Genomic DNA, 19,121 nt, shown 5'->3' with positions numbered 1-19,121 from the left:
CCATGGCCGAGGCCGCAGCCTCGGACCGATAGTCACTCAGCGGATTCCTGCCCGGCGCCGTCGGTAGCGCCCGCCTGCCCGGAGCTCTCGGCCGCGCCCGTCTGCCCGGCATCCCCGCTCGCGCCCGCCTTCTCCCGCATCTTGCGCACCAGCTCCGCCTTCTGCTCGGCCGCGTTCTTGCGGTCGAGGTTGCGGTGCGGCCCGTTGTTCTGCCGCTCGGCGCGGGACTGCCGCTTGCGCTGGCCTCCGCCCATGCCCACGGGATTGTTGATGTTCTTGCTGTCGGTCATGAGTTCTCCCGGAATGAGACGAAAATAAGATGCAGCGGTCTACGGATTCGGCTGGGAATTCCGTTCCGCGGACCACACGGCGGCCTTCTGAACCGTCGGCCCCTCGACGCGGACCGCCCCCGCCGTGAATGCGGCCCAGAGCAGATCCTGGCATCCGAAGAAGGACTCCCCCCCAACTGTCCACCCAGACATGGACACGGGACGGACCGGCCACCGTGGCGTCCCACCACTCCCAGCCCCGGGAGTCCTCGTCCGGGGCGAAGCGGTACAGCCAGTCCTGGAGATCCCAGGGCCGCCCGCCCCCGGTGTGCTCCGCGTACGCCCCGCGGCCCGCCCGGGCGAACTGCGGTACCCGCTCCTCGTCCCCGGAACCCACCGCGGCGAACCACCCCGGCACCTCGTCGACCGGCAGGCTCTCCTGCTCGAAGTCCGCCGTGCAGCCCAGCCGTACGGCGGGCGCGAGCACCGAGCGCAGGCGCTCCGCCGCCACGGTCTCGGCCGCGCTTCGGGACTCTTCGCTACTCGCCGGGGTGGTCACAGGTCTTCAACCGACCCGTCGATGGCCGGCCCGCAGCCTTCGGGAAGGTTGGCGACGATCAGGGCCACCGCCTCCTCCACCGTGTCGGGCTCCCCCAGGACGGTGCCGTCGGACTGGCGGATCACCATGAACCCGCCACCGCTGCGGCGGAACAGGGCGCCCACGTCGTGGGGTCGCGGGTAGCGAATGCATCGGCTGAGGTACAGGGCGCCGTGGCTGACCGTCGGAAAGAGTTCCCGTAGGCGAGGGTGTGCGTGGGCCGCGCGGGGCATGGCGGGATCGATCAGGCCGCCCTCGTAATCGAGGATGGTCTTCCATGCGGCCGCGACGATCTCGGCGGTCTGCGCAAGGACTTCATCGCCTGCCATCGGTCGCTCCGTCACTTCCTGGGGTTCGACTCCTGATGAAAGGAGTAGCAGGCGGCGTCGAGCTCTTGTGCTCGGGGTCGGGTGGTTCGCGAACGGCCGCCTTCTTCCGGGAGCAGGCCAGGCCACGTGAGGTCGGCGAGAACGCTGGGCGTCGCGGCTGAGCGCTGCTGTCCCGGCGGAGGTGACGAGGGGCAGCCCCCGACTCAGCGGAAGAGGGCGCGGGCGGCCGTGCGGAAGGCCTCTTGCGTCATCGGCGTGAGATCGGAGAAGTCGACCAGTCCGCCGTCGCGCAACGCCGGTTCGTGCGGGATGCGCACCACAGTCCGTACGCGAGCGCCGAGTTGGCTCTCCGCCTCGGCGAGAGCGGACTGCCCTTCGGCCGATTCCGTCAGGTCGGACAGGACGAGGACGGCCTCGGACACGAGCCGGGCGTGTCCGTGCTGGTCGAGCCAGGTCAGCTCCGCCGCGGTGTCCGCCAGCTGCCCGGGGTCTCCGGAGCAGGCGACCACGAGCCGGTCGAGGTCACCGAAGGTCCCGCGCAAGGATGGCCCGGGCGGTGCGAAGCCGCCTGCGTAGTCGATCACGAGGGTGCCGAGCCTGCGCATGCGGGACAGGATGTCCCGGTGCTGCCGGGGCGGGGGCGGCGGTTGTCCGGCGGGAGCGTACTGGTGCACGAAGTCCGCGCCGTTGGAGTCCTTGAGCGTCACCCAGCCCCCCGAGGGGAAGAGGGCCAGGGCGTCGGGGGAGATGGTCGCCGACACCCGGGGGCCGGGGAAGACCTGCCGGTACCCGGCCGTCTCGTCGGTCGCCATCCGGTATCCGATGACGTTCGCCGCGGGATGGAACGGCAGCATCAGTACGGGGGGACGCCCGGGAGCGGGTTCGGCCTCGGCGACGGCGGAGGCGAGCTGCACGGCGACGGTGGACCGACCGCAGCCGGTTCCCCCGCCGAAGACCAGGGCGAGACGGCCCTGGTGGCCCGTTCCGCTGTCGGCCGGCCGGATGACCGTCCGCGCGCCCGCCTTCCTGCGGCGCAGGAGACCACGGCGAGGGACCTGCTCGGGGCGGCCCGGCAACCGGAACCACTTCGTGAGCTGCCGCCCGCGCCGCCCGGGCTCATGGATGTCCGTGTCCTCGTCGTCCGTGGCGAGCTCCCTCCCCGGAACGAGGGGGACTTCGGCCTCGGGCGGCACCGGCACCGGGTGCAGGAGGTGCGGATCCGGCTCGGCTCGGGAGGACAGGTCGAGCCGGGCGTCGTCGATGAGGACCCTGGTGCTCTCGGGGAGCCACCAGGAGAACGGCTGCAGGAACGCGTCCCGGGGGACTCGGTCCCGGAAGGCGGCCAGCAGGGACTCCGCCGACATCGCCCCGTCCCGCGCCGGCAGCGTCAGGAACGGGCGCAGGACGGAGGACAGGCACGGATCCGTGATCTCCTCGGCGAGCTCGTGGCCCATCGCCTGCGCCTGTGCCTCGTCGTCCCCGGTCAGCAGGGGGGCGAAGTGCTCCCCGCCCGTCGGGTGCCAGTCCGTACGGGCCCCGAGCAGCCCGAGCAGAGCGGCGAGCGCGCGCACGTCCGCCCCCGTCCGGCCGGGTGCGGGGGCGGTCCCCGGGGCGGCGATCCGGGAGCGGTGCCAGCCGACGAGCAGGGGTCCGTCGAGGGTGAGCAGTACGCGGTCCGCCGACAGATGGCCGTGCACGACTCCCGCGTGATGGCTGTGATCGAGTGCCGAGGCGAGCCGCTGGCCGAGCACCAGGATCAGGTCCGTGCCGAAGCTCTCGTGCATCCGGAGCCCCTGGGCGAGGGTGCGCAGCGTCGGTGCCCCCTGCCCGAGCCGGGTGAGCGCGCCGGTGGCGGCGGCCCAGGAGTCGCCCAGGTCGGCGTCGAGGAGCGAGGGGAGGCAGGGGTGATCGAACCGGGCGAGGGCCAGGGCTTCCCGGCGGATCACGGACGCGCCGCGCGCCGTGCTCGCACGGATCACCGCGGTGTGCCGGCCGTCGGTTCCGGCGTAGAGGGAGGGCCCGCCCGGTTTCCTGGCCTGCCAGGTGAGCCGGTAGTCACCGAGGGACTGGACGCCGTCGGTGGCTGACCAGGTGGTGTTCGTCTGCGAGTAGCCCACCATCGGGAACTGGGGGTAGATGCTCCCCGGGGGACTGAACCGGATCTCCCGTGGCAGCGTGGGCTGTTCCGCCCACTCCTGTGCCGAGAGCCCGCTCAGCCCGAGCCGGTCCTGGAGCGCGGGGCTCAGCCAGGCGAAGGCCGTGGTGTCGTCGGCCAGCCGGCTCGTCCCGTCGGGCCGGCTCAGCCACGCGGGAAAGTCCGGTGACCGGCCCACCAGCTCGGCGATGTGCTCGGACACCCGACGGGTGGAGGCGAGCACTTCGGTGGTGGGGACGGCGTCCAGAAGGATGTCCCGGGACCGGCTGGTGAACGCGAAGACGCGCTGCTGGGGCAGGACCGCGGCGGCTGGTGACCCGTGTTCGGCCTCCGCCGGACGGAGCATGCCGCTCAGGAACACCTCGGCCAGATGGGCCGTGGTGACCGGGCGGGGCAGGGATCGGACCACCAGCCGCATCACCGGGATCGTCAGAGGTGACACCGCCGCCAGGTGGGCGGCCAGGCGGTAGGCCTCGGGGGAGACGGCGCGGCGGAACCGCTGCACCTGCGCGTCGGGCCGGACGCGGCGAGCCCGCTCCTTCGTGCGCGAGGAGGCCCCGGCCCCGGGCGGACGCTGTTGCTCCGCCGCGTCGGCGTCCCACAGGGCGAGCACCCTGCTGGAGCCTCCGGACGCGGTGACCACGGCCCACTCGGCGAACGCCTCGGGCGACGGCGTCAGGACCGGGACGGGGGTCATGTCGAACGGGGCGAGCGCCTCGGGCAGGACGGGATGACGCACCCGCCACGTGGCGTTGGCGGCCCCCGGGCCCGGTGCCTGCACCGACCAGCGCCGGGTGGGCAGTCCGGAACCGCGCCACATCCGGGGCGGCAGCGTGTGGATCACCGCGGTGGGGCCGCAGGCGGCCCAGCGCGACAGTACGGCCCGCATGGCACCGGTGCGCCATCCGGGTCCGGCCCCGTCGGAGATGACCAGGGTCATGGTGCGGCCCGACGGGTCGGTGAGGACCTCGGTGGACACGGTCGGCGCGTCGGGGACGAAGGGACGGGAGCTCAGCCGGGGCATCCGGCCGGGCCGCAGACGCAGCCCGTAGGTGCGGATCTGGCGGAAGGCGCCGAGGTGTGCGAGCAGCGAGTTGAGCTCCGAACACAGCTGCTGCCACAGGAGCATCGAGACACCGTCGTCGACGACCACGGTGAGGTCCAGCCAGCGGTCGCGGGCGGGGCGCGTCACCACGTCGAGGAGGCCCGAGTGGGCGATCTGCGCGGCGGTCCCGGCTTCGTCCAGCCGCTCGGCCGAGGGGTGCGGGCGGTACTGCTTCAGGGGGCGCAGCGCGCGTGCCGTCCGTAACGGGAGGGCGAGTGCGTGCGGATGAGGGATGCGTACGGGCAGGGCGCGGCTCCGGTCCTCCTCGGGCCGCTCGTTCTCCCCCGTCCCGGGATCCGGGGCGTCGGATCCGCCGTCGGGGTCCTGGTCCCCCGTGGGACCGTCGTCGGGGCGGGTGCCGTCGCCCCCGTCGGCCGGGGGCGGTTGCGCGGGCGCGGCCTCGGCGGCGTGCAGTTCGGCTCGCGGAGGTCCGGCCTCCGGCGACCCCGTCCGGCCGGCCCTCTCCTTCGTCTCCGGCCACGTGGTCACCGGCGGGGCGCCGGGTTCCCCGGGGGCGCCGGGCGGACGGGTGTCCCCGCCCAGGAGGCCGGCGGCCAGCGCCAGAGGCGCGTCGGCGGGCATCCGCTCGGCCAGCCACAGGCAGTCGACCAGCTCCTCGGCCGTGACGTCGAAGCCGACGTCCCGCAGCAGGGAGAGCAGACGGTCGGGCATGCCTACAGAGCACCCCCCAGCCGGTGCAGCACCGCTTCCAGCAGCCCTTCGGCGTCCAGATCGACCCCGCCGAGGCGAAGGAACGCGGCGTTCAGCAGCTGGTCCGTGGCCAGCTCGCCGGGGGCCCGCTTGGCCAGGAACGCCCGTACCAGATCGTCGACCTGGGGCAGCGCGTCCGCGCCCAGATGCGCCGCCACGATGGCGCGCAGCCGCTCCTCGTCGGGGTCCGGCAGGTCCAGCCGCAGGCAGCGGCGCAGGAAGGCGGGAGGGAACTCCCTCTCGCCGTTGCTCGTGATGACGACGACCGGGAACTCCTGGCAGCGCACGACACCCCTGTGGACGGTGACGGTGTCGCCGCCCCGCGCGCTGTGGACCTCGATGTCGTCCTCGCCGGGGGGCAGCCGGGAGAGTTCGGGGATCTCGAACTCGCCCTCCTCGAAGACCGTCAGGAGGTCGTTGGGCAGGTCGACGTCCCCCTTGTCGAGCTCGTCCACGAGCAGCACGCGGGGAGGTCCGTCCGACACCAGCGCGGTGCCCAGCGGCCCGAGCCTGATGAAGTAGCCGATGCCGGGGGCGTCGCCGTCCTCCTGCCGCCGGAGGTTCGTCTCGCGCAGCCTGCCCACCGCGTCGTAGTGGTACAGCGCATCGGCCAGCGTGGACCGGCTGTTCACCGGCCACCGCAGGACGGGCCCCAGGGAGAGCTCGTGGGCCACCGCATGGGCCAGCGACGACTTGCCGGTGCCCGGATGGCCGGTGACCAGCAGCGGCCTGCGCAGATGCAGGGCGGCGTTGACGATGTCCCGCTGGGTGGGCCCGATCAGATAGGGGCGGGGGTCCCCGGGGGCGGTCGTTCCGCCGGCCCCGGTGTGGTGCCGCTCGCCGAACCGCCGCCAGGGCGGCGCCGGCGGCATGTCCACCCGGCGCGGCGGTCCTTCGCCGCGGAACAGCCGCCAGCTGCCGGGGTCCTGCGGCGGGGTGCGTTCTGCTGCCGTCATGAGGTCGCGTCCTCCCAGGACGGGTCGCTCCAGTAGGGCTCGGGCGGGGTGCGGGACGCGTCGTCCCACACGAGTACGGGGGCGACCGCTTCCTCCCCGGCGCTGCCCGGTGTCCGCGCGCGGTGCGCCCGGACCCGTTCGGGCAGGCTCCGGGGGTGGCCGTTGAGCATGAGTGCGGTGAGCTGGTCGATCCGGCGCGGTGAGTCGTTGCGGTCCCACAGTGCGACGGGTATGCCCTGCGCCAGGCAGACGACCTGGAGCCGGGGGCGGTGCTCCGGCGAGCAGCCGATGGCGAGCCGGCCCGTCTGCTGGTCCTGGTGCAGGAGCCGGTACACGTGCTCCGGCTCGCTGTGCTCCGGCATGAGCCGGGTGAACGCCCCCGCGGGGAAGCCCACGGACCGCGCCTCCCAGGCCCGGAGCCTCTTCAGCGACTGCGTGCGCAGTTCCGGGCACCGTACGACGACGGCGTACTCCACCCCGAGGACGGAGGGGAAGCCGCCGTCCGTGTCGCCGTCGTCCCAGCGGTCCACCGGGAGGTCGAGGTCCTCCGGCTCGACCACGAACTCGACCAGAGGGGACCTGCGTACCCGCACGGCGGCGGGGACCTCCCGCAGGAGGATGTCCTGGACCAGCCGGGCCACCTCCTGCGGACCGCGTGGTTCGTCGTCCGCCAGCACCTGCCGCACCACACCGTCCTCGCCGGTGCCGGGGTCGTACCAGACGGTGCAGAGGTGACCGCCCGACGGGGACCTGGTCAGCTGTACGGTCAGACGCGGTTCGGCGGGTGTCGTACGGGCCCTTCTGACGTGAGCCCAGTCCTCCGCGTCGGTGCGGCGGGACAACAGGACCGACTCGTGCACGCCGATCCTCGCGGCCACCGCCGCGACCCACTCCCGCAGCTCGTCCCGCTGTGCGGGGGCCGTCAGGGCGGCGACGTACTCCACCGCCGTGAGCAGGGCGGGAACCCGGTGCGGGGTGTCGGTGGATCCGCTGTCGCCCCAGTAGTTCTCCAGGGCGAGCACGAGATGGCGCACGGCGTCGTCCGGTTCGCCGCGGCGCGCTTCGAGCGGCTCGTCCCAGAAGGTGGTGTTGACCAGTGCGTCGCGTGCCGCCTCTTCGAGCAGCCGGCCGGGCTCTCCGTCGAGAAGGGCCAGCAGGGAGGCGAGTTCCAGCGGTGTGAGGATGCCCGGGACCAGAGCGCCGCGGCACAGCGAGAGCAGCTTCAGCGCCGTCTCGCGCAGGGCGCGGGGCAGTTCGTCGGTGAGGACGGCGGCGGCGCGGGGCTGGGTCAGTACGAGCTCCACCAGCGCGGCGACCGACGCGTCGGCCCCGGAGCCGCCCGGCAGCCCGAGCGCCGAGAGGACCCGGTGGGTGTGGCGCAGCCGCTGGTCCTCGTCCGGCAGGAGGTTCAGGACCACGGTGTGGAGTTTGTGCCGCAGCACCGGGGCGACCGCACCGGACGGCCTTCCGGTGTCGCCGTGCGCCGGACCGGCGGGGATCTCCGTCGTGTCCAGGAACCGTTCGACGGCCTGCCACGGGGCGACGATGGCCCGGCGCAGCACGTTCTCGCCGCGGAAGGGGCCGTCCGGCGGTGACATCACCCCCAGCACGAGCCCGACCGACGCCTGTTCCTTGTCGCACCACAGGGGGCCTCCGCTGTAGCCGGGGCCGATCGCGGCGCCACGCGGCGCACCGTCCACGAATCCGTGGTCGTGCTGGACCGAGCCGACGCTGCTGTCCGCGTACGTGAACGAGGAGCCGTCGCCGTACCACGCGCGGACCTCCTGACCACGGTCCATGTACCGCCAGGACGCGGCGGCAGCGGGAGCCGCGGGCTCCACCGCCAGCTCCAGCACGGCCAGGTCGCCGCCCCAGAGAGGCTCGCCCAGCACCACGGGAATGTCGGGAGCTCCCGCGCGGTGCGCGGCTTTCCAGGCCACGAGCCGTGCGGGGAGCGCGGGCCCCTCGGGCAGGCAGGGGAAGCGCACCCGCAGGGAGGCGTCCTCCGGGGCCCGCCGCGCGAACATGGTGCGGCCCAGCGCCTCGTTGACCACATGGGCGCAGGTCAGCAGCTGCCGCCGGCCCAGATAGACGCCGCTTCCCACGACCCGGGCCGTGCCGGAGCTCAGGACCGACACGAGGGACAGTCGTGCGGCGTCGCGATCGGACGCGTCACGATCGCCCCGTCCGCGCATCTCAGCGGTCCGTGGCGGTCTGCTGTCCCAGGTGCCAGTTCGCGGTGACGGTCAGCGTCGCCTCGCCCGCCACGCCGACGACCCCCAGCTTGAGGTCGTTGCCGATCCTGACCCCGAAGCTGACCGATATCTCGTCGGGAGCATCGGGCACGGAGGCCGCGGTGTCACGGATCTGCTGGAGGAGGGGGACCAGGGGGGACAGCACCCCCCGCAACGCGGTTCCGGCGACGGCTCCCAGCCGCGATCCTCTCGCCACGGGTACGGAGGTGCCGAAGCCGGGCGCCGAGGTCTCGTCGGGGGCGGCTGCCGGGAAGACCTGAAGCGCCAGCGACGACCCGTCTTCGAACGTGAACTCCATGAAGTCTGACACGGAGCAATCTTCTCCCAACTGACCGATTGTTAGGCGCGATCAGGCAAAAAAGATCGGCTGGGAGTACGGTCGCCAGGGCGCTCGCCGGAGCTGTCACGGCTGTGGCTCGTAGAACCAGCCGGCCCTCCTGCCGGTCCTGCTCGACGACGTCTGATGATCGACATCGGACGCCGACCAGGACTGAAGGACTTGATGAACCCGGAGACCCCGTACAACTGGAAGGGAATCTGGCGGCGGGCGCACATGAGCGACGAGGGAACGCCGAACGCGCATGGGCCTGCGGTCTGGGGGCGCCCGGCGGATGATGGCCGAAGCCTTGCGCGGGGGGCTGCTGCGGTTGACGCAGGACGACGGTGGCGCGAAGCGTCGCCGATCATGGCGGAGGCGTATCGAATCGGGCGGATGGTCGAGGAGGAGTGCGGCCTCGAAGGCTACGACGGCGAAGTCGAGCAGCCTGTCCGAACCGACGATATCGAGGTGGCGGCCTCCAGGCTCGGTGGCCTTGCACGCTGGGCGCAGGAAACTCTGACCTGACGCGCTCGAGGCGCGACGTCACTGTGTCCGGTTCAGCCGACGGCCGCCGTGACTCCGACGCGAGGGCCAGTTCCGTGAAGCGGTGGTCCGGGTGCCGCAGCGGTCGCTCAGAGGTGACCGTCCAGGAACCGCCGTACCTCATCGATGGTCATAGGCCCCGTGCCGTGCGCCACCGCCGCTCTCTCCTTCAGCAGGAGGCAGGACGGGGCTCCGGTGATCCCGTATCGCTCGGTAGCCGCCGGGCAACGCGTGATGTCGGTGCGGACGACCGCCAGGCGGCCCGTGTAGGCGGCGGCGATGTCGCCCACGACGACATCCATCGCCCGACAGGGCTCGATCGCCTTGGGCCAAGCCCCGGTGAAGTACGCGAGAACCGGAACCTTGCTCATCCCGAGGATGAAATCGAACTCCGCGTCCTCACGAGGACGGTGAACCAGTTTTGTCATGGGAGCTCCTGACCTCACGTTCCGTACTCCATCCCATCATCCCTCGCGCGGTGTGCCAGTTCGGCCCTGGCCGGTCGTCCGACCCGCTGCCGGGAGGGAGGTACGGGCCGCCGCAGGACGGCGGTGGCCCCTGGGACGAGCGGCCCCGCCCCTTGTCACGACGACCGGAAAGCCGTTTTTCGGGTCGTAGCGGCTCGGCACCGGGAACGGGCACGATCTTTGGACGCTCGCGGACGCGGCGGTAGACGGGTGACGGGTGACGCGTCAGCGGACCCGGAGACCGACCGCCAGCGTCAGTTCGAGGACCCGGTGTGGTGATGCGAGATCGGGAAACAGCTCCCGCAGCTGCGACATCCGGTATCGGACCGTCTGGGGATGGACGAACAACGCCGCCGCGACCTTGTCCCGCCTGCCCTGGTGCAGCAGCCACGCCCGCAACGTCTCCTCCAGCCGTCGTGCGGTTGCGGCGGGCAGGGCCTGCAACGGTGCGAGGGCTCGGGCGCGCAGGTCTGCGAACGCGTCCGCGTCGGCGCTGAGGACCAGGTCGGGCAGGTGGTCCTCGGTGTCGCGGATGTCGGAGGAGAGGGAGCGCGCGCGTACGGCTCGTGCGTACGAGGCGGAAGCGTGGATCCATGGCCGGGCCGGGCCGACCACGGCGGCGCGGTCGGTCAGCTGCCGCAGGAGACGTGATCGGTCGGCGTCGGGGACGAGGAGCACACCGGTGGCATCCGGCAGATCGTCGAGGACGAGGGTGCTCGGGTCGAGTGTCCGGTACGCAGGCCGGGCCTGGGCGGCGGGCAGCAGGACGGCGGTCAGCGAAACCGGAGGCTGCCATCCCGCCCGTTGGCCGGAGGCCAGCAGTACGTCCGGGCTCGCGCCGGCGAGGAGGTCGCGGGCCAGGTGTTCGAGGTGGCGCTCGTGGGCTCTCCCCCGGGCGGCCAGTTCGTCGGCGTGGCCGGCGGCGCTCGCGGCGGAGAGCTCGTCGATGTAGGCGAAGGTCAGCTCGGCGAACTTGGCTACCTCGGCGGCGGGCAGCCCGGCGGGTACGGCACCCGCTGCGAGACATCGCCACGCCACGCGGGCGCCTACGCGGTAGGCGCTGAGCAGGGCATCCATCGAACGCCCGTCGCGCACCTCGCCGCGGCCCAGCTCGTAGGCCGCGTCATCGCCGTCGCCGCCCGTGGCGTTCCCGCTCGCGAGGTCCAGATAGTGCCCCAGGGCGGTGCGGACGGCTCGCCGGATGGTGGCGCCCATCCGGCCCGAAAGAGCATTGGCGTAGGAGGGGACCTCGTCGATGATCGCTTGGACGATCTCGTCGGCGGTGGTCTTCAGCGCGGCCCGAAGCGCGGTGACCGTCGTCCCGTCCAGAGCGAGTTCGCTGGCCCTCCGGGCTGCATGACTCACGTTTTGTTCCTTGCGAACAATTCAGTCGACCAGATTCACGTCTTGAGGTCAGGACTTTACACCTTCCCGCGCAGCAAGCTGGAGCCATGACGAGTACAGCCCTCCGCAGTAGGGCGTGGAAACTTCTGGAGATGGTCACGACGCCGCTGCTGCCGTCGGACTACCTCGACCTGGTCAGCCCGCTGCGTGCGGGCGCCGACCTGCGGGGGCGCATCGAGGCCGTGCGCCCCGAGACGGATGACGCCGCGACGGTCGTGATCAGACCGGGGCGGGGCTGGCGCGGCCACACGGCCGGTCAGTACGTGCGGATCGGGGTCGACGTCGACGGGGTGCGCCTGTGGCGTGCCTACTCCATCACCTCGCCGACGAACCGCCGGGACGGCCGCGTCACCATCACCGTGAAGGCGATCCCGGACGGCAAGGTCAGCAACCATCTGGTGCGCCGGGCGAAACCGGGCACGCTGATCCAGATCGACCAGCCTGCCGGTGACTTCGTCCTGCCGCGGGCCAAGCCCGCCAAGGTGCTCTACCTGACGGCCGGCAGCGGCATCACGCCCGTCATGGGCATGCTGCGCGACACCGAGTTCGACGACGTCGTCATGGTCCACTGCGCACCACGGCCGCAAGACGTGATCTTCCGTGATGAACTGCACGATCTGGTCGCGGGCCGGAAGCTGCGGCTCACCGAGGTGCACACCGACACGGACGGCATGCTCGACATCGCCCGTCTCGACGAACTCGTGCCCGACTGGGCCGAGCGCGAGACCTGGGCGTGCGGGCCCGCGGGACTGCTCGACGCCGCCGAGAAGCACTGGAGAGAGCACGGCGCTCATGAGCGCCTGCACACCGAACGCTTCCGCCCCGCCATCGTCGTCGCCGGCGAAGGCGGCGAGGTCACGTTCAGCGCCACCGGCAAGACCATCGACGCGGACGGCGCCACGCCGTTGCTCGACATCGGCGAGGAGGGCGGCGTGCTCATGCCCTCCGGGTGCCGTATGGGCATCTGCTTCGGCTGCGTCACGCCGCTCAAGGCCGGCGCTGTCCGCGACCTGCGTACCGGCGAGATCACCGAGGCCGAACCGGGCGTCCTCATCCAGACCTGTGTGTCCGCCGCGGCGGGCCCCTGCGACATCGAACGGTAGGAGCACCTTGACCGCCATCGACCCCACCGCCCACCTGACCGCGGAGCAGATCGAGGAACTGGGCCGCGAGCTGGACGCCATCCGCGACGAGGTGATCGCCGACCGCGGCGAGAAGGACGCCGCCTACATCCGGCGGGTCATCTCGGCGCAGCGCAAGCTGGAGCTGGTCAGCAGGGGTGTGCTGCTGTTCTCGATCTTCCCGCCCGCGTGGCTGATCGGCACCGCCGGGCTGTCCGTGGCGAAGATCATGGACAACATGGAGATCGGCCACAACGTCCTGCACGGCCAGTGGGACTGGATGCGCGACCCGAAGATCCACTCCACCACCTGGGAGTGGGACCACGTCTCGCCGTCCGATCAGTGGAAGCACTCGCACAACGAGCTGCACCACACGTACACCAACGTGATCGGCAAGGACAACGACCTCGGCTACGGCATCATGCGCGTCGACGAGGACCAGAAGTGGCACCCCTTCCACCTCGGTCAGCCGCTGTGGAACTTCCTCAACGCCTGTTTCTTCGAGTACGGCATCGCGGCGTACGACCTGGAGCTCGGCAAGAACCTCCACAAGCGCCGCCGCAAGAACCCGGAGTTCCGCGCGCGGGCCAGGGCCGTGGGCCGCAAGATCCGCAAGCAGGTGCTCAAGGACTACGTGATCCACCCGCTGCTGTCGGGCCCCTCGTTCCTCCCCACACTCGCCGCCACGTTCACCGCGAATCTGGTCCGCAACCTCTGGACCCACTCGGTGATCATGTGCGGGCACTTCCCCGAGGGCGTACAGGTCTTCGAGCGCCGGTCGATCACGGGCGAGACACGCGGCCAGTGGTACCTGCGCCAGATGATGGGCTCGGCGAACATCAGCGGCAGCAAGGCCATGCACTTCATGACCGGCAACCTGTCGCACCAGATCGAGCACCACCTGTTCCCGGACCTGCCGAGCAACCGGTACGCCGAGGTCGCGGTGAAGGTGCGCGCACTGTTCGAGAAGTACGAGCTGGAGTACGTCACCGGCCCGCTGCCCAAGCAGGTGTTCTCCGCGTGGCACAAGGTCTTCCGGCTCGCACTGCCGAACAAGCAGCCCAAGGCCGGAACGCCGGACCGCGAGCAGGACCTCATCGCTGCCTGACTTCCCGCCGCACCTCAGCCCTCGGCGACGTCACCGCTGCGACACGACGGCCTGGTCGGCCGGTGGAGTTCCCTGCTGCCCGGGACCTCGGTGTCCACCGGGCCGACGTCTACGGCACGTCCACGGGCGGACGCCTGGCCCAGCAACTCGCAGCCCGCAACCTGCACTTGGTGCGCGCCCTGGGGCTCGGCTGCACGTCACCCGGTGGCCTGCACGGCATCGAAGCAGGTCGCTGGTACCAGCACGGCCGGGAGCGGCGCGGCAGGCCCTTGTTGGGCTGACCTACCGAGTCCAGGACCGAGGAGTCTGGTCAAGTCGTCACCGGTCCTCGCACAGCAGTTGATTCCGGATCCGGCGGGCCACCCGCTTGCGCAACGTTCACGAGTGGGGGTGCTCGCGCCTGCCTCTCCCGGGCGATGCCTCGGGTGAGCCCAGCCGCTCAGGTACGTCCATCCCCCCGTCCCATGCGAACGCCGGTCACCCCTACGGCTTGATGTTCTGGTTCACGTGGAACAGGTTGCCGGGGTCGTAAGCCCTCTTGACCTCCACGAGGCGTTCGTAGTTGCCCCGGTAGTTGGCCCTGATCCGGTCCTGGTCGTCCTCGGCCATGAAGTTGATGTACCCGCCTTCCTCCGAGTGCGGAGCGGTGGCCTGGTAGTAGTCACGCACCCAGGCGGTGTTGGCCTGGTTGTCGGCAGGGTCCGGCCACATTCCGGCGATGACGGTGGCGAACGTGGCATCCCGGTAGGCGAATGCCGTGTCCTGCGGTGCCACGCGGTGGCAGGCACCGTTGATCGGGTAGATGTGGACCGTCGAATTCATGGCGGGTAGCCGAGGCCCGTGATCGAGGTGTGCTGCGATCGCCGCATCACTGAGCTCTGTCACGAAGTTGGCCTTCCAGTAATGCTGCAGGCCAGGCGGCACCAGCGCGTCGAACGCGCTGTTGAGCGCGGAGTACGGCATCGGGCCTACATGCTCGGCAACCACCGGTGCGATATCGCGGAACCGCTGGACGGCGCGCTCTCCCTCATCCATGGGGCCGGACCAGCACGCGACGATCAGGATGAAGGTGTCGCCGTGCCGGTTCTCAGGTATGAACGGCAGAGGTGGGGCGATCTGGAAGGCGGGGAAGCCGCTGAGTTCCTCCGGGGCGTCAGCGATGAGCTCACGGAACGAACGCAGAACCGTGCCGGCATCTTCCAACTCGTACAGGATGGGCCCGCCATAGATGTCCTTGACCGGACTGAGCCGGAACTCGAACGATGTCACCGCGCCGAAGTTGCCGCCGCCACCGCGGATGGCCCAGAAGAGGTCGTCGTGTTCTTGCTCGCTCGCGACGAGTAGCTTGCCCTCCGCAGTCACAACGTCGGCCGAGATCAGGTTGTCGCAGCTCAGGCCCAGGCTGCGGGTGAGGTATCCGATGCCGCCACCGAGGGTGAGTCCCGCGACGCCGGTGGTGGAGACGATCCCGCCCGTGGTCGCCAGACCGAACGCGTGCGTCGCCGCGTCGAAGTCGCCCCAGGTCGCTCCGCCGTCCGCACGCGCGGTCCGTCGTTCGGGATCGACGCGGACGCCTCGCATGCCGGACAGATCGGCCACCACGCCGTCGTCGCAGGTTCCGAAGCCGGGCACACTGTGCCCACCACCTCGCACCGCGAGGTCCAGCTCGTTTTCACGTGCGAAATCGACCGCAGCCATGACATCGCCCGCATTGGCACACTGCACGACGGCAGCCGGTCGCCTGTCGATCATGGCGTTGTAGACCTTGCGCGCCTCGTCGTAGCCATCGCTGTCGGGAGTGACTACCGGCCCCCGTGCGCGTTCCCGCAACTGTTCGATCGATGAGTTGTTCACCAACCTCACTCCTTGCGCGTCGTTGCCGCGAGCTCCCGAGATACCCAGCCCTCAGCACCGATCGGCCCATGCTCCCCCGGCCACTCTCCGACCCGGCTGCGCCTGGCCTGGTTCCCTTTCACGCTACGCCCATGAGTCGGATGCTCAACTCGACAGCCTCGGGAACATCCACGCGGCACCAACGGTAAGGACCAGGCCGGCGGCATGGGCGACTCGGAAGGTCTCGCCGCCCTGCCCCCCGGTGGTCGGCCTTGTACGTCCAGGATCAGAGGTCAGCGAGCGATCCGCCCTCCTGCGGCACCCGTGGCCGGAGTTGAGCGTGATCGCTGAGGGCACGCGGCTGTGTACTCGCCACGAGGGGCGGGGCCGGGACGATGCCGCGGAGTCGCCGGGCGCAGTGCAGGGGGATCCGCCGGACAGCCGTGCGCCACGGGCCCGGTTGACACCCGACTCGGCGCAACGCCGATCGTGCGGATTGCCTGGCCATGGCCGGAGTCGAGCTCAGGCCCGGGGCAAGAACTGGCCCACACGCCTGAACAGGGGCCGCCCGCAGCCTCTCCGTGGGCGGGGGCCCTGTGTTCGTTCGCCGGTGGTGTCAGCGGGCGTCGGTGGGCGGGTCCTCGCCATCCGCCGGTCCGGTCCGCTCGGCGCCCTCCGACAGGGACCACGCGATCGCGAAGCCGAGGGCCGCCACGAGGGCATAGGAGAGGGACGCGCCCCAGGCGCTCATCATGCTGTCCGAGCCCTTGGTGGGGAACCAGAACTCGGCCGTCGGGCCGTCGGCGACGAACGCCACGAGCGCCGCGACGGCGAGCCCCGAGAACCCGAGCGCGGGAACGCTGCAGACCAGCATCCACTTCCATCGTCGCTTCACGACACCTCCCTGTAGGTAGGGCCGTATGGTACGGCCGGGGACGGGACGGCCGAAAAGTCAGAGGGCGAGGAGGCGGGCCGCGGTCGGCGTGAATCCTCAGGCGTCAAGGTAGAACGGGACCTGCCCCCCCCCGCGCTGTTCCAGGCCCCTTCGCACGGAAGTGGCAATGTCTTCCATGTGATCGGGGTTCTCGGTCGCGACATCGAGGTCCTGGCTGAGCCGATCGACCGGGCCGTGCGCCTGGACGCCAGGGGGTGTGCTCGGGGTGGGCCGGCGCGTCAGAGAGGGACGATGCGGACTTGGTTGCCGCAGAGTTTGGTCATGTCGTCGCTGTCGGAGGTCAGGAGGGCGACGGGTTTCGGCTGCCGCAGGGCGGCCTCGGCGACCGTGGAGTCGATGGCGTACGTGTGCCCCTGCAGTCCGGCACCTGACAGAAGGTCCGCTGCTGCTTTTCCCGCCTGCTCGGTGACCGGCTCCACCTTGACACGGGAGAGGGCCCAGTTATGCGAGGCATCTTGGTGCGTGAGTCGCTGACTTTCGCAATGGTGTTGGCCCCGATCACCAGGTCGGCTCCCATGCCGTCGAAGATCCGCAGACCACGGTGTTGCGGAGGAGCCGAGGGAACCGCTTCGGCGCGAGGGGCGAAGGACCGGTGAAAGCCCCAGTAGCCGAGCATCGTCCCTGGGACGAGAGGAGCCCCGATGGCCATCGGACCAGGTGTCTGCATCGGCACCGCGCGTGCCGATGCAGAGAGCGACGCCTCAGTGATCGCGCGGTCCCGGGATGAGCCCGAGGCGTTTGCCGCGCTCTTCGACCGGCACTCCGACGCCGTGCACCGCTACACGGCCCGCCGCCTTGGTAACGAGGTCGCCGACGACGTCGTGGCGGAGACCTTCACCACCGCATTCCAGCAGCGCCATCGCTACGACCCGGCCCGCGGCACCGGCACCGACGCCCAGCCCTGGCTGTTCGGCATAGCGACGAACCTGATCGGCCGGCACCGGCGGGCCGAGGCCCGCCGGTTCAAGGCCATGGCCCGGGTCCCGGCCCTCACCGACCACGACGAGCCGCTGGCCGACCGTGCAGCGGACCGGGTGATGGCGCGGGCCGTACGCCGCGAGCTGGCTGCGGCGCTTGCCTCGCTGCCCGCTCGCCACCGGGACGTGCTGCTGCTGGTCGCCTGGGGCGATCTCAGCTACGAGGAGACTGCCCAGGCCCTCGGCATCCCCGTGGGCACGGTCAGATCACGGCTACACCGGGCTCGCGGCAAGTTGCGCGAAGCGTTGGGCGGATCAAACCCGACGGAACTGCGAGAGGTATCCGACCATGAATGACGAACTCGAACTCGTGAGGGAGTGGGACGCGGACGCGACCCCGCTCAACGGCCCTGCCAAGGCTCTGGCCCGGCACCGGCTGCTCCACGCGATGGCCCACGCGGACAAGCGCACCGGCACCGGCCTCAGCCGCCGCCATGCACTGCGCTTCGTGGCGGCCGCGGTGGTCGCCACGGCGGTCACGGGGACGGCAGTGCTGATCGGTACGGACGGCTCCGGCGAGGGCGGAGCACCGGCCGCGAGCACTCCGCGGTTGGAGTACGCCGCCGTCACGGTGCTGAACGGGGCGGCGGCGTGGGAGCGAGAGCAGGAAAGGGAGCCGGTGGCGCCGCGCGACGACCAATTCATCTACTCAAAGCGGATCATCAAGGAGACGGAGCAGAAGACCGGACAGGTGCAGACCTACACCGACGAGATGTGGGACTCGGTGGGTGTCTCCAAGCCCTCCCTCTCCATGGAACTGGGCCGCGAGATGTGGGAGGAGCCCGCAGGAAAGGGCAACGGGGTGTGGCCACCCCGGAAGTGGAGCGAGCTGAAGAAGCTGCCCCAAGACCCCGAAAGGCTCGTCCTGGCCATTCTCTCCGCAGGCTCCCGACCCGACGGCCGGTCGATCGGCGATCTCGACGAACCCCATCGGTACGAGGCCTACTGGCTGCTCGGCGAGCTCCTGAAGAACCCGGTACTGCCCCAGGGCCTGCGCCCCGCGGCATACGAGGCGCTGGCCCATGTGCCCGGCGTCAAGACGATCCCGGGAGTGCAGGACTCCGCGGGGAGGACCGGCGTGGGGATCGCCCATACCGGGCGCGGGTCCTACAAGAGCAAGTACCTGATCTTCGACCCGGTGTCGTACGAGTTCCTGGGCTTCCGCGACGAGCGGACCTCGGCCTCGGGGAAGGAGACATACGCCCAGCTGTCGCATGTAGTCGAGTGGGGGATCGTCGACCGGTTGAGGCAGCGACCGTAGCCCCCTGTCACGGTGCGGGCCCCACAGGGCCGCCGGGACCGTGGTCGGTGTGTACGGACGGTCGCCGGAGCGCTTCCTTGAGGATGTCGACCCCGCACTTCTCGTGACTGACGGGATCGGTGACGATCAGGCGCGCGGAGAGCGGGTCTGTTTCCAGAGCGCTGCCCTGCCAGCCGTGTTGTTCCGGGCCAGCGCGCGGCAGCAGCAATGTCCTCCACGCGATCGGGGTTCTCGGTCGCCACGTTGAGGTCCTGGCTGAGCCGGTCGACCAGGCCGTGTGCCTGAACTGCTTGACGCCGGCAAGCGCCAGAGGGTAGGCACCGCCTACGGCGAGTACATCAGCCAGCAGGCGACGGTGCAGGTCGGTGAGGTTCACGCAGCAGCCCGGGCGCTGTGAGCCAGCTTATGGAAGGAGCGTTCCCAGACTTCACGGACATCACGGCTGATCAGTGTGCGCAGTGTGGGCCACAAGCTGACGAGTAGGCCGCGGTTGAGGTACCGGACCAGGTCGTCGTGCTGGCCCTCGGCCAACACGATGCGGTAATAGCTCATCCGCAGCCGTGGCTGGTCGAGGTCGAACGTGGTCAGCCCCGACCATGCGAGGTGAAGTGGCAGGCGCACCGTGCCGTGCTCGGGGCCGACGAGCTCGGAGAGCGCTGCGGGCGTTCGCCGGGCGAACTTGGCACGGCGGAGATCAGAAAGGCTGGGCTGTGATGCCATACGCCGATTATCCAGGGAGAGGCCACCGAAGCCGA

Annotated in this window: 17 protein-coding genes and 2 pseudogenes; 6 read left to right on the top strand and 13 right to left on the bottom strand. The window is 70.8% G+C overall.

Going from position 1 to position 19,121, the window contains the following annotated elements:
- Positions 1-32 precede the first annotated feature (32 nt).
- The 6 genes from D3105_RS13675 to D3105_RS13645 all read right to left on the bottom strand — a co-directional run bounded on the left by D3105_RS13675 (position 33) and on the right by D3105_RS13645 (position 8,688).
- Positions 33-290 carry a DUF6243 family protein gene (locus D3105_RS13675; RefSeq protein WP_118903504.1) on the bottom strand — a complete coding sequence of 86 codons (258 nt, stop codon included), beginning with the start codon at positions 288-290 and terminating at the stop codon, positions 33-35.
- A gap of 534 nt (positions 291-824) precedes the next feature.
- A complete protein-coding gene (locus tag D3105_RS13665; RefSeq protein WP_118903503.1) occupies positions 825-1,196 on the bottom strand; it encodes a DUF6193 family natural product biosynthesis protein in 372 nt (123 codons plus the stop codon).
- A 203-nt stretch (positions 1,197-1,399) separates the two neighbouring features.
- Positions 1,400-5,128, bottom strand: coding sequence for an SAV_2336 N-terminal domain-related protein (locus tag D3105_RS13660; protein WP_118903502.1), 3,729 nt, complete (start codon positions 5,126-5,128; stop codon positions 1,400-1,402).
- Between the two features lie 2 nt (positions 5,129-5,130).
- Positions 5,131-6,123, bottom strand: coding sequence for an AAA family ATPase (locus D3105_RS13655; RefSeq protein ID WP_118903501.1), 993 nt, complete (start codon positions 6,121-6,123; stop codon positions 5,131-5,133).
- Complete coding sequence (locus tag D3105_RS13650; RefSeq protein WP_165891009.1) at positions 6,120-8,261, bottom strand: trypsin-like peptidase domain-containing protein; 2,142 nt, start codon at positions 8,259-8,261, stop codon at positions 6,120-6,122. Before D3105_RS13650 ends, D3105_RS13655 begins: the two co-directional genes overlap by 4 nt.
- Positions 8,262-8,319: 58 nt before the next feature.
- Positions 8,320-8,688 carry a CU044_2847 family protein gene (locus D3105_RS13645; RefSeq protein ID WP_240646894.1) on the bottom strand — a complete coding sequence of 123 codons (369 nt, stop codon included), beginning with the start codon at positions 8,686-8,688 and terminating at the stop codon, positions 8,320-8,322.
- Positions 8,689-8,841: 153 nt separating this feature from the next.
- On the opposite strand from D3105_RS13645, the gene D3105_RS13640 reads away from it, so the two are divergent.
- On the top strand, positions 8,842-9,222 hold the full coding sequence (locus D3105_RS13640; RefSeq protein WP_123947577.1) for a hypothetical protein: 381 nt from the start codon (positions 8,842-8,844) through the stop codon (positions 9,220-9,222).
- Between the two features lie 107 nt (positions 9,223-9,329).
- On the opposite strand, the gene D3105_RS13635 is transcribed toward D3105_RS13640, so the two are convergent.
- Together D3105_RS13635 and D3105_RS13630 are read right to left on the bottom strand one after the other, a co-directional pair.
- Positions 9,330-9,668 (bottom strand): thioredoxin family protein, encoded by a 339-nt coding sequence (locus D3105_RS13635; protein ID WP_118903497.1) that lies wholly within the window; start codon positions 9,666-9,668, stop codon positions 9,330-9,332.
- A 264-nt stretch (positions 9,669-9,932) separates the two neighbouring features.
- On the bottom strand, positions 9,933-11,072 hold the full coding sequence (locus tag D3105_RS13630; RefSeq protein WP_118903496.1) for a PucR family transcriptional regulator: 1,140 nt from the start codon (positions 11,070-11,072) through the stop codon (positions 9,933-9,935).
- Between the two features lie 131 nt (positions 11,073-11,203).
- On the opposite strand from D3105_RS13630, the gene D3105_RS13625 reads away from it, so the two are divergent.
- From D3105_RS13625 to D3105_RS13615, 3 genes are all read left to right on the top strand, one after another.
- Positions 11,204-12,214 (top strand): ferredoxin reductase, encoded by a 1,011-nt coding sequence (locus D3105_RS13625; RefSeq protein WP_118903495.1) that lies wholly within the window; start codon positions 11,204-11,206, stop codon positions 12,212-12,214.
- Positions 12,215-12,221: 7 nt separating this feature from the next.
- On the top strand, positions 12,222-13,340 hold the full coding sequence (locus D3105_RS13620; protein WP_118903494.1) for a fatty acid desaturase family protein: 1,119 nt from the start codon (positions 12,222-12,224) through the stop codon (positions 13,338-13,340).
- Between the two features lie 62 nt (positions 13,341-13,402).
- Positions 13,403-13,621, top strand: coding sequence for a hypothetical protein (locus tag D3105_RS13615; protein WP_240646893.1), 219 nt, complete (start codon positions 13,403-13,405; stop codon positions 13,619-13,621).
- 202 nt (positions 13,622-13,823) lie between these two features.
- Here D3105_RS13615 and D3105_RS13610 read toward each other — a convergent pair whose 3' ends face one another.
- The 3 genes and pseudogenes from D3105_RS13610 to D3105_RS13600 form a co-directional block, all read right to left on the bottom strand.
- Entirely contained in the window at positions 13,824-15,203 is a 1,380-nt protein-coding gene (locus tag D3105_RS13610) for an FAD-binding oxidoreductase (protein WP_206272729.1), read from the bottom strand.
- 586 nt (positions 15,204-15,789) lie between these two features.
- Positions 15,790-16,068: a hypothetical protein gene (locus tag D3105_RS13605; RefSeq protein ID WP_240646892.1), complete on the bottom strand. Its 279-nt coding sequence runs from the start codon at positions 16,066-16,068 to the stop codon at positions 15,790-15,792.
- Between the two features lie 278 nt (positions 16,069-16,346).
- A pseudogene (locus tag D3105_RS13600) lies at positions 16,347-16,645 on the bottom strand (hypothetical protein).
- 124 nt (positions 16,646-16,769) lie between these two features.
- Between D3105_RS13600 and D3105_RS13595 the strand changes: the two are divergent.
- Positions 16,770-17,402 (top strand): RNA polymerase sigma factor, encoded by a 633-nt coding sequence (locus tag D3105_RS13595; RefSeq protein WP_118903491.1) that lies wholly within the window; start codon positions 16,770-16,772, stop codon positions 17,400-17,402.
- Positions 17,395-18,366 (top strand): CU044_5270 family protein, encoded by a 972-nt coding sequence (locus tag D3105_RS13590; protein ID WP_118903490.1) that lies wholly within the window; start codon positions 17,395-17,397, stop codon positions 18,364-18,366. Before D3105_RS13595 ends, D3105_RS13590 begins: the two co-directional genes overlap by 8 nt.
- Before the next feature lie 37 nt (positions 18,367-18,403).
- Here D3105_RS13590 and D3105_RS13585 read toward each other — a convergent pair.
- Positions 18,404-18,742 (bottom strand): annotated as a pseudogene (locus D3105_RS13585) (hypothetical protein); the annotation flags it as partial.
- Positions 18,739-19,086 carry a transcriptional regulator gene (locus tag D3105_RS13580; protein WP_118903489.1) on the bottom strand — a complete coding sequence of 116 codons (348 nt, stop codon included), beginning with the start codon at positions 19,084-19,086 and terminating at the stop codon, positions 18,739-18,741. The pseudogene D3105_RS13585 and the gene D3105_RS13580, both read right to left, overlap by 4 nt.
- Positions 19,087-19,121: the final 35 nt, after the last annotated feature.

The sequence above is a fragment of the Streptomyces globisporus genome, assembly GCF_003501885.1.
GTDB classification, from domain to species: Bacteria; Actinomycetota; Actinomycetes; order Streptomycetales; family Streptomycetaceae; genus Streptomyces; species Streptomyces globisporus_D.
This window is presented reverse-complemented; position numbering and strand designations above follow the sequence as displayed.

What these genes read in the sequence shown, in the direction of transcription:
- D3105_RS13675 (WP_118903504.1), bottom strand. Translation starts at nt 290, where the DNA reads ATGACCGACAGCAAGAACATCAACAATCCCGTGGGCATGGGCGGAGGC.
- D3105_RS13665 (WP_118903503.1), bottom strand. Translation starts at nt 1,196, where the DNA reads ATGGCAGGCGATGAAGTCCTTGCGCAGACCGCCGAGATCGTCGCGGCC.
- D3105_RS13660 (WP_118903502.1), bottom strand. Translation starts at nt 5,128, where the DNA reads ATGCCCGACCGTCTGCTCTCCCTGCTGCGGGACGTCGGCTTCGACGTC.
- D3105_RS13655 (WP_118903501.1), bottom strand. Translation starts at nt 6,123, where the DNA reads ATGACGGCAGCAGAACGCACCCCGCCGCAGGACCCCGGCAGCTGGCGG.
- D3105_RS13640 (WP_123947577.1), top strand. Translation starts at nt 8,842, where the DNA reads ATGATCGACATCGGACGCCGACCAGGACTGAAGGACTTGATGAACCCG.
- D3105_RS13635 (WP_118903497.1), bottom strand. Translation starts at nt 9,668, where the DNA reads ATGACAAAACTGGTTCACCGTCCTCGTGAGGACGCGGAGTTCGATTTC.
- D3105_RS13625 (WP_118903495.1), top strand. Translation starts at nt 11,204, where the DNA reads ATGGTCACGACGCCGCTGCTGCCGTCGGACTACCTCGACCTGGTCAGC.
- D3105_RS13595 (WP_118903491.1), top strand. Translation starts at nt 16,770, where the DNA reads ATGGCCATCGGACCAGGTGTCTGCATCGGCACCGCGCGTGCCGATGCA.
- D3105_RS13590 (WP_118903490.1), top strand. Translation starts at nt 17,395, where the DNA reads ATGAATGACGAACTCGAACTCGTGAGGGAGTGGGACGCGGACGCGACC.
- D3105_RS13580 (WP_118903489.1), bottom strand. Translation starts at nt 19,086, where the DNA reads ATGGCATCACAGCCCAGCCTTTCTGATCTCCGCCGTGCCAAGTTCGCC.